The organism is Pseudomonas sp. 2VD (assembly GCF_005503585.1).
GTDB classification, from domain to species: Bacteria; Pseudomonadota; Gammaproteobacteria; order Pseudomonadales; family Pseudomonadaceae; genus Pseudomonas; species Pseudomonas aeruginosa.
The window spans coordinates 1-9351 of record NZ_SCND01000240.1; the positions used below are offsets into that span (position 1 = coordinate 1).

The following is a 9351-nucleotide window of genomic DNA, read 5'->3' on the forward strand; positions in this document are numbered from 1 at the left end:
CGCACGGCCAGCAACGAGATCCACAGCCAGTTCAAACGACTGCCCAATCCCGACCTGGTCATGTATGTGTTCCCGCACCTAGCCGGCAGCGATCCCGCCCCGGTACCGGGCTATACCACCGTGTTCCCCTTCTACCAGCGAGTCCAGTACGCCATGCCGGGCGAGCGCACGGAGGACTACTGATGGGCCTTTTTCAAACCCTTCTGCGCGGTCGCACACAGCCTCAGTCGGTACCGGCAGACGCTCCCGAAGATTCAGGAGCGCTGGACGTAGCGGCCGTGGAAGAAGCGACTGAGCGCTATCTGGCGCGACTGGCCGCCATGGGTATCCCTTTACCCAACACCGGGAGCAAGAATGGCGCCACGCAGGCTGAAGCGTCACGCCTCTACGATCACGACCCATCGTTCGTCGACCTGCTGCCCTGGGCCGAGTACCTGCCCGACGAACAGGTGATGCTCCTGGAAGATGGACGTTCGCGTGCCGTCTTCTTCGAGCTGGTGCCCTTGGGCACCGAGGGTCGCGATCCCAATTGGATGCAGAACGCCCGGGACGCATTGAAAGAAGCCCTGCAGAACTCCTTCGACGAGCACGAAACCTCGCCCTGGATCGTCCAGTTCTACGCCCAGGACGAGATCAGCTGGGACAATTTCCAGGAGCAGTTGAGGCAGTACGTCCATCCTCGAGCGCGAGGATCAGCCTTCAGCGAGATGTACCTGGCGCTCATGAAGCATCACCTGGAGGGCATTTCGAAGCCGGGCGGACTGTTCGTCGACACCGCCGTCAGCAAGCTGCCCTGGCGAGGACAACAGCGGCGCGTGCGGATGGTCGTCTACCGCCGGATCCGCAAGGCGGATGCGCAGATTCGCGGACAGGACCCGGCGGCGTACCTGAAGTCCATCTGCGAGCGTATCCAAGGCGGCCTGGCGAACGCCGGCATCGTCGCTTCGCGCATGGGCGGACAGGAGATCAGGAACTGGTTGATCCGCTGGTTCAACCCGCACCCGGATCACCTCGGCAAGACCGATGCGGATCTACGTCGCTTCTACGAACTGGTATGCCGGCCGGACGAACCGATCCTGCAGGATGACTTGCCGCTGGCCGACGGCACCGACTTCTCCCAGAACCTGTTCTATCGGCAGCCTGTTTCCGATGCCACCCAGGGCGTATGGCTGTTCGATGCCATGCCACACCGAGTGATCGTGGTCGACCAGTTGAACAAGGCGCCGCTGACAGGGCATTTCACCGGCGAGACGCTCAAGGGTGATGGCCTGAACGCCCTGTTCGATCGCATGCCCGAGGATACGCTGCTGTGTATCACCATGGTGGTGACGCCGCAGGACATGCTGGAAGGGCATCTGCAGCAGCTCTCGAAAAAGGCCGTTGGTGACAACCAGGCCTCGATCCACACCCGCGAGGACGTGGCCACCGTTCGCCGCCTGATCGGCCGGGAGCACAAGCTCTATCGCGGTTCGATCGCTCTGTTCGTGCGCGGCCGCGACCATACCCAGTTGGAGGAGCGCTGCATCACCCTGAGCAACGTGCTGCTCGGCGCCGGCCTGGTGCCGGTCGAACCGCAGAACGAAGTGGGACCGCTGAACAGCTACCTGCGCTGGCTGCCCTGCAATTTCGATCCGAACGAAAAGCGAGCCCTGGAGTGGTACACCCAGATGATGTTCGCGCAGCACATCGCCAACCTGTCGCCCATCTGGGGGCGCACCACCGGTACCGGACACCCCGGCTTCACGCTGTTCAACCGTGGCGGCGCGCCGTTGACCTTCGACCCGTTCAACAAGCTGGACCGGCAGATGAATGCCCACGGCTTCATCTTCGGCCCAACCGGGTCCGGCAAGTCAGCGTCCCTGACCAACCTCATCAGCCAGATGCTCGCCATGTACCTGCCACGGATGTTCGTCGCGGAAGCGGGCAACAGCTTCGGCCTGCTGGCCGACTTCGCCAAGCGGTTTGGCCTCTCGGTCCACCGTGTCCGCCTCGCCCCGGGCTCCGGCGTCAGCCTGGCGCCGTTCGCGGACGCCATCAAGCTGGTCGAGAGTCCCGACCAGGTGAAGGTCCTGGATGCCGAAGACATCGAGGCCTCGGACTCGGTCCAGGGCAGCAAGGCCGACCTCGAGGACGATCAACGAGACATCCTCGGCGAGATGGAGATCGTCGCGCGCCTGATGATCACCGGCGGCGAAGAGAAGGAAGACGCGCGCCTGACCCGTGCCGATCGCAGCGCCGTCCGCCAGGCGATCCTGGCGGCGGCCAGGACCTGCGCCGCCGCGAACCGCACGGTACTCACCCAGGACGTGCGCGATGCGCTCTACGAGGCCTCCAGGAGCGATGGCACCGCGCCAGAACGGCGCGCGCGCCTGGCCGAAATGGCGGAAGCCATGCAGATGTTCTGCATGGGTGCCGACGGCGAGATGTTCAATCGCGAAGGCACGCCCTGGCCTGAAGCCGACCTCACCGTGGTGGATTTCGCGACTTACGCGCGCGAAGGCTACGCCGCCCAGCTCGGGATCGCCTACATCTCGCTGCTGAACACCGTAAACAACATCGCCGAACGCGACCAATTCAAGGGCCGGCCCATCGTCAAGATCACCGATGAGGGACACATCATCACCAAGCACCCGCTGCTGCTGCCCTACGCCATGAAGATCACCAAGATGTGGCGGAAACTGGGCGCCTGGTTCTGGCTCGCCACCCAGAACATCGACGACATCCCAGCCTCCGGGGCGCCGATGCTGAACATGATCGAGTGGTGGTTGTGCCTGAACATGCCCCCAGACGAGGTAGAGAAGATCTCCAGGTTCCGCGAGCTGTCGCCGGCGCAGAAGTCGATGATGCTCTCGGCCCGCAAGGAAAGCGGCAAATTCACCGAGGGCGTGCTCCTGGCCAAGGGCAAGGAGTACCTCTTCCGTGTGGTTCCCCCGAGTCTCTACCTGGCCCTGGCCATGACCGAAAACGAAGAAAAGAACCAGCGCTACAACATCATGCAAGCCACCGGCTGCGACGAGCTCGAGGCGGCCTTGCAGGTCGCAGCGGATCTCGACAAGGCGCGCGGCCTGCCGCCCTTCCCAATTAATTTCCCAGACCAACCGGCAGTGGAGTGCCAGGACGAATGAGAGCTCTGAATTCGCTGACCCAGAACCTGATCGACAACCTGACCCAGATCCTGCAGAACCCCGAAGAAGATGCCCTGCAGACGCTCAGGATATGCGCTCCTGTACTGATCGAGGAGCTGCAGCAGATTCAACTGAGGGCGGTCGATCGCCGGGACATAGTCCCGCAGATAAAGCAGCTCCTGGATGAATGGCTGCAACAGCATCCACAGCCTGATACGGCCCAACAGGCGCTCATCGAGGCCGTGGACCGTGCGGAAGTCCTACAGCGGAGGCAAGCGTGAGACTGTTGAAGGGCGGCTGGGCAGCGAAACGATTTCAAGGTCCCGCCCTGCCCTGGGCGGGGCTGCTGCTGGTCTTGCTGGCTGTCTCCGCCCTAGGGGTCGAGCTTCTGGTGAAGGGTCTACCAGCCAACCACAGCCTCTACGGCGATGCGAAGGCGCGCTGGACGATCAATGAATACGCCGACCTGGAGTGCCCCTTCTGCAAGGTCTACACACCGCGGCTGAAGCGCTGGGTAGACAGCCATCCGGACGTGAACCTGGTTTGGCGGCATCTTCCCCTGCAGATGCATGGCGAGGCGGCCCGCCATCAGGCTCGCCTGGTGGAGTGCGCGGGGATCCAAGGCGGCGCCAAAGCCTTCTGGAGCGCTATCGATGCGATCTTCGCTCAGTCGGCCGGCAACGGGGGCGGGCTGCCTGGCGGCACATTGCACTTTCCTGAACTGGACCAGGCTCGACTGGAAAAATGTGCGAAAGACATGGACCTGGTGGACCGGTTGATTAAGACGGACATCGACACTGCACGGTCGAACGGCATTACAGCGACCCCGACCCTGGTCATCCGGGACAACCAGACGGGAAGAAGCGTGAAGCTGGAGGGCATGGCCGACGAGACCACGTTGCTGTCGGCGATCGACTGGTTGGCCAGGGACCACTAGCGTCGCTCTAGGAGCGTCTGGACGAAGAAATCGGAGAGGATGCCAACATCCATTTTTTGGGACTCCAGAATGCTCTGCACGTCACCTGGCAGCATCTCAACCTCATCCCCGTCCACGATCTTTACAATCTTCTTGCGGCCGGAGCTGGTGAGGCTGAGCTTGAACTCCATCGCCGGCCGGGCATTGATATAGATGCTCTCGAGCAAGCGCTCCATGATGTCGACTCCCACGTTAATATCAACTAGCCATCTATCAACCGCTAAGTATGCCCTCCAGATGACGATGGAGTCACCCCTGCCGCTGTTGGCAGCAGCTCTGGATACGGCTCGAAAAATACACTGCCGACGGGCTGATGGTTTCCTGCTGCCCCATCGCAAGCGATCCTGTCTGCTGTCTATACCTTCCTCGAACCGGTACAAACCCGCACCTCTTCATCGCTTCCCCAAATGGGCCGCCACACCCCCTGGCTATCGGCTTACTCTTGGTACTACTCACTAGCGCGTGCCTGACCTAACCAAGACTACAAAACGATAGACGGTTCATCTTTCCTCATAACTTGAGGTTACTATTGAATCTCATCCAACCCTCAGGGTTAAGGAGATTGGAATGCTTATTAAAATTCTTCGAATTATATTCTTGTTGCCTATAGTTGGTTTGGCACAGCAGGCTGCTGCCTCCCCGCCCGCAGAGTCACACTCGGATGAACAATCTGAATCTTCGTGTATCGATGTACAAGTCAATGGAGCACGTAGCCTGTCTTACAACTGCATGGCTCAGCAAATGACTCCACCCAAAGAGGATCCTCGGCGTCGGAACCCTACCTTGAACTCCACATTAGCGTCTGAACGCGCCACTCGCCTGCCACCCACACAGACAGGACTTTTTACCAGCCTTCATCAACGTGCCATATCGAACTCGAAAGACTAGCCCTCAGCCAAACGACTTCCAGCCTATGCAGGGCACTCTATAGAGTGCCCTGCAGCACATTCACAAGCTGAACACCTTGAAATAAAAGCCTACTAAGGCGCATCCTTATTTCAAAACCACATTTATTATTCCTGACACATTCTGGACCTCACCATACACTGCCCGCCCATCACGATAACTGTAGCTCATTATCACTGGAATCGTTGTTTTGAATGCAGTGCAACTGTAGTTTACAACAACAGATCCGCCATATGGCTCAACACCCAATTGAATGTCGGTCGGGCCGACCCATGACACATTACACCCTTGAGATGAATTCCCAGGTGTATTGTAACCAACACATCGTAGATCTGATGTTCCCCTGCTAACACCGTCTGGATAGAAATTGGCATAACGTGGAGCATAAAGATTTGCCCGGCAAGATGTTGTGAACTTCCTATCTCCGCCGGCAGAAACAGTGACCGTTCCTGGTGAAGGCATTGCCGAAATGATCATCCTTTGCAGAGGAGGGAGTGTAGGCGCTCTTTGACTCGACTTCATATTACTTGGAAGAATCGAACAAACTACAACATCTTCAACATCCACACCCTTTGAGACTTCCCCCAGACTTGTTATTTCAACTCCACCCTGCGCCCGACATATCTCACTTCCATCATTTGAGCCCTCATCAGCACACGCAAAATTGCTAGCCATCAAAAGCACAGTCGACATAACAAGTGATTTTTTCATTTTCAAAAAGACCTCTCCAGGCTAAAAATTATTCATTCAGTGAATACCCAGCTCATTGGGCGGCTTTCGTATCAGCTTCTCTGATTCAAGAACACGACCTTCAATTGGATCGCAGTTCAGCCGATTCAACCTCACACTCCCCTCTTCATTATCATTAACTCCGGAAATCTTTTGCTCTCTCTCAAAGCAGTGCTGCCCAATCTCATCCGATACACCTCCACCACCGACACACCCATAGATGAGAGCAATTAAAGAAAATAGAGAGAAGTACCTATATCCGACCCAACCACCCATCTTCATACCGCAAGAAAAATACAACATTTTCGTCACACCTTTGTAATTCTCAAAAGTTACCCTTCACCTAGAAAAACCCTACCCCCAATTTCGCTTCAATTCTGTTTCAGAAGACAACAACTATCTAATTTACTAGTAGGAATCTCAGCGCAGCCGTCCTGCCTCTTAGCAACAAAAACAACTGTTTCGGCAGTGACTGCTCAGTCCGCGCAAACACCTGAAAACAAGATGGCTTGGAATCTCACTTCTACCTTATGAGTTACCAGGCGCCCTCCTCTGCACCATGCGCCAACAACTCGCCAATACGGAGGTAAAAAATACCCCGGCGACGTAGTGATGATTTCCTGCTGCCCTATCGGAAGCGATCCTGTCTCCTACCTGTACCTATTCGAACCGGTACAGACCCATGCCTCTTCATCGTTCCCCCCCAGCCTGGTGGCCACGCCCCCTGGCCGTTGGCTTACTACTTGTACTGCTGACCGGCGCAAGCCAGGCCGAAACCTGGGTCATCACTGACCAGGCCCATCCGGTCACCGCCACCGGATCATCGCGAGTCCTGCTCCTGGATGCCCAGCAACACCTTGAGGAGCAACTGACTGACGCTCTGCCCAAGGATCCTCAACAAGCTCAGGTAGCGTTTCAGCAGTTGCTACAGAGCCCCGAGGGGCGACGCCTGCAGGCAGAGCTGGTGAAGGCACAACAAGACGTCACCGATGCGTGGAGTCTCGGTGTCGAGAAGATCCCTGCCGTGGTAGTCGACAGGCAGTACGTGGTCTACGGCGAACCGGACGTACCGCGCGCTCTTGAGCTGATCGCCAAGGCCAGGAGGACGCGCTGATGACCAGCCTCAACCTCCGCCGCCTGGCAGCGGCGGCCGCCACCTTCAGCCTCTCGTTCACGGCCGCGGCCGCGATCAACAGCGCCGCCATCGTCTCCTCCACCCTTTCCCCTCAGTGCCTCGAATACAAGGTCGTCGGGATCTGCTACTGGCTGCTCTGCGGCCCGCATGGCTGCAAGGTGAAGACGTCGGTCAAGGTCCGCCACTACGTGCCTGACGCAGTCGTCTCCAGCTATGCGAATACCGGGAGCAACCCCTGGACGGAAGTGTCGGCGCTGGGCACACCGAATCCCCTCGCCCAGGCCGGCAATGACGCGACCACCAACCACAAGGCCGAGAACAGCATCGGCCGCTTCAAGGAAGCGGATGTGATCGGCCATCCTGGCGGGGCCACGTTCAGCCGGTTCGCCAGCGCCTCTGGGTACGTTTGCCCTGGCGCCACCTTCCCGCTGGTGCCGTACTTCCTCAGCACACTGGACGCCATTGGCTGGCGGCATGGCATTCCCGAGCAGGTGTACCCCGAAGCGTTGGTCCCAGGGCTGCGCGAGGTGGGTGGAATCTTCTCCGGCGACATGTGGGGGAACCTCTATCCGCGCAGCGGATTCCTGCACCAGACCGACGACTACAAGACGGCGGCCGTCATCGCCCAGCGCGCCGGCGACATCACCACGCGAATCGGCCAGCTCCACGTCTACCTCCCCATGCGCGCAGCACCCAAGGACGGCTACTGGCCGGCGGGCGAGCTGAAAGAGGGCGATGCCTCGACCGGGAAATGGCAGGAGCTGACCCCGTCCCTGAGCCTCAACTGCGCGGTGTTTCCCAACTCAGGGCCGAAGACGCAGGCCGTCGACGGCGATTACGCCTGGGCGCTCTGGCGTCCCTACTCCTGCTGCCAGCGCAAGGGGCAGATCTTCCTCGGCAGTACCGACTTCCAATAAGGACACGGAGACGAATCATGCGAATGAACATCACCTCGGTCGCGCTGACGTGGCTGCTCGCAGCTCAACTTGCCCAGGCCGACGACCCAATCAACGTGTCCAAGACCGGCACGGTGCTCAGCGACGAGGTCCTATACAGCATTGGCGGCGGCAGTGCGGTGAGCATGGGCAGCGCCGGCCAGATGGACTCGATCGGCGTCGGTTTCGGCTGGAACAACGACCTGATGTGCGGAAACATGAACCTGAGCACCACCCTGGAGAACCAGCTCAACGGTGCCACACAGGGCTTCCAGAACATCATGGGCTCAGTCATCCAGAACGCGACCGGCGCGGTCATGTCGCTACCGGCGTTGATCATCCAGCGCGCGAACCCTCAGCTCTACAACCTGATCACCAATGGCATCCTGCAGGCGCGGATCGACTACGACCGCTCGAAAGGGACTTGCAGAGCGATCGCCGAGAAGATGGCTGACATCGCTGGGGAGCAGACCGGCTGGGGGAAAATCGCCGAAGGCCAGGCCCTGGGCGCCACGCTGGCCTCTGGCGGGAAAGACGCCGTATCCGCCCTCGAAGTAGTGGAGAAGAAGGGCGGCAACGATGGCGTAACCTGGGTCGGTGGAGACAAGGCCGGCGGCTCCGGCCAGAAGCCCATTCGCATCGTCAACGACGTGACCCGGGCGGGCTACAACCTGTTGACCAGCCGCTCGGTGAAAGACTCATCGAGCGTGCCTTCCGCCAGTTGTAACAACGGCCTGGTCTGCAACACCTGGTCCTCCCCCCAAGAAGCCGCTGCATTCGCCACCCGGGTACTGGGGGAGCAACAGCAGCAGACCTGTGAAGGCTGCCAGAAGACGGTGACGGCTGCAGGCGTCGGCCTGACCCCGCTGATCCAAGAGACCTACGACAAGAAGCTCCAGTCGCTGCAGGAGCTGCTATCGAAAAGTAAGCCACTGACCGCCGAGAACCTGGCTGCGGCCGGCACCGATGCGCTGCCAATCACCCGCGGCGTCATCGAGGCGCTGCGCGACGAGCGTGACCAGGACGTCCTGGCGCGCCGCCTGGCGTCCGATGTCTCCCTGATGGACGTGCTCAGCAAGGCCCTGTTGTTACAGCGCCTGATGTTCGCCGGCGCCAAGGAGCCCAACGTCGCCGCCAACGGCCTGGCCACCCAAGCCGTCGATCAGCAGACCAGCCTCCTGCAGCAGGAGATCTCGAACCTCAAGACCGAACTGGAACTCCGTCGCGAGTTGGCCAGCAATTCGCCCATGCGGGTCATCGAGCGCGGGCAACAGCGCGCCTCAGGGTCCAGTGGCGTGTTCGAGTCGGCGCCCGATGCTGATCGCCTCGATCGCCTGCAGGCCCCCTCTGCCGCCGGCGGCAAGTCGGGAGGGAGACCGTGATGGCAGATACGCTCACCACCCGAAAGCTCCTCGGCCAGCTACTGGTCGGAGTGCTGATCGTCGTCGGCCTGGCAGTGGTCGGTACGCTGCTCAGCCTCTTTGCCCTGAACCACTTCGGTGGCATCCAGGGCCTGGAGGCCTGGCGGCAAAGCAACTACTGGAG

General features: G+C 59.9%; 8 protein-coding genes. 7 read left to right on the forward strand and 1 reads right to left on the reverse strand.

The genetic code is table 11. The features are described from left to right. The 4 genes from FFS27_RS22260 to FFS27_RS22275 form a co-directional block, all read left to right on the forward strand. Positions 1–183 (forward strand): TIGR03751 family conjugal transfer lipoprotein (locus FFS27_RS22260; RefSeq protein ID WP_137952216.1); only part of this gene is annotated, 183 nt, incomplete at its 5' end. After that, entirely contained in the window at positions 183–3125 is a 2943-nt protein-coding gene (locus FFS27_RS22265) for a conjugative transfer ATPase (RefSeq protein ID WP_031299041.1), read from the forward strand. The genes FFS27_RS22260 and FFS27_RS22265, both read left to right, overlap by 1 nt. Next, the gene (locus FFS27_RS22270; RefSeq protein WP_003099860.1) at positions 3122–3406 is read left to right on the forward strand and encodes a hypothetical protein; all 285 of its coding nucleotides are present in this window, start codon (positions 3122–3124) and stop codon (positions 3404–3406) included. Before FFS27_RS22265 ends, FFS27_RS22270 begins: the two co-directional genes overlap by 4 nt. After that, positions 3403–4062 (forward strand): DsbA family protein, encoded by a 660-nt coding sequence (locus tag FFS27_RS22275; protein ID WP_003109405.1) that lies wholly within the window; start codon positions 3403–3405, stop codon positions 4060–4062. The genes FFS27_RS22270 and FFS27_RS22275 overlap by 4 nt, the downstream gene beginning before the upstream one ends. Here the strand turns inward: FFS27_RS22275 and FFS27_RS22280 are convergent. Continuing rightward, entirely contained in the window at positions 4059–4277 is a 219-nt protein-coding gene (locus FFS27_RS22280) for a hypothetical protein (protein WP_003109406.1), read from the reverse strand. The genes FFS27_RS22275 and FFS27_RS22280 overlap by 4 nt on opposite strands. A 2141-nt stretch (positions 4278–6418) precedes the next feature. Between FFS27_RS22280 and FFS27_RS22295 the strand changes: the two genes are divergently transcribed. Genes FFS27_RS22295 through FFS27_RS22305 form a run of 3 tightly spaced genes read left to right on the forward strand, consistent with a single transcriptional unit; the run spans position 6419 to position 9188 of the window. Further along, the gene (locus FFS27_RS22295) at positions 6419–6850 is read left to right on the forward strand and encodes a TIGR03757 family integrating conjugative element protein (RefSeq protein WP_003111736.1); all 432 of its coding nucleotides are present in this window, start codon (positions 6419–6421) and stop codon (positions 6848–6850) included. Then, positions 6850–7788 (forward strand): TIGR03756 family integrating conjugative element protein, encoded by a 939-nt coding sequence (locus FFS27_RS22300; RefSeq protein WP_016851627.1) that lies wholly within the window; start codon positions 6850–6852, stop codon positions 7786–7788. Before FFS27_RS22295 ends, FFS27_RS22300 begins: the two co-directional genes overlap by 1 nt. Positions 7789–7805: 17 nt before the next feature. Beyond that, positions 7806–9188, forward strand: a complete 1383-nt coding sequence (locus FFS27_RS22305) for an integrating conjugative element protein (RefSeq protein WP_023122674.1) — start codon at positions 7806–7808, stop codon at positions 9186–9188. Positions 9189–9351: the final 163 nt, after the last annotated feature.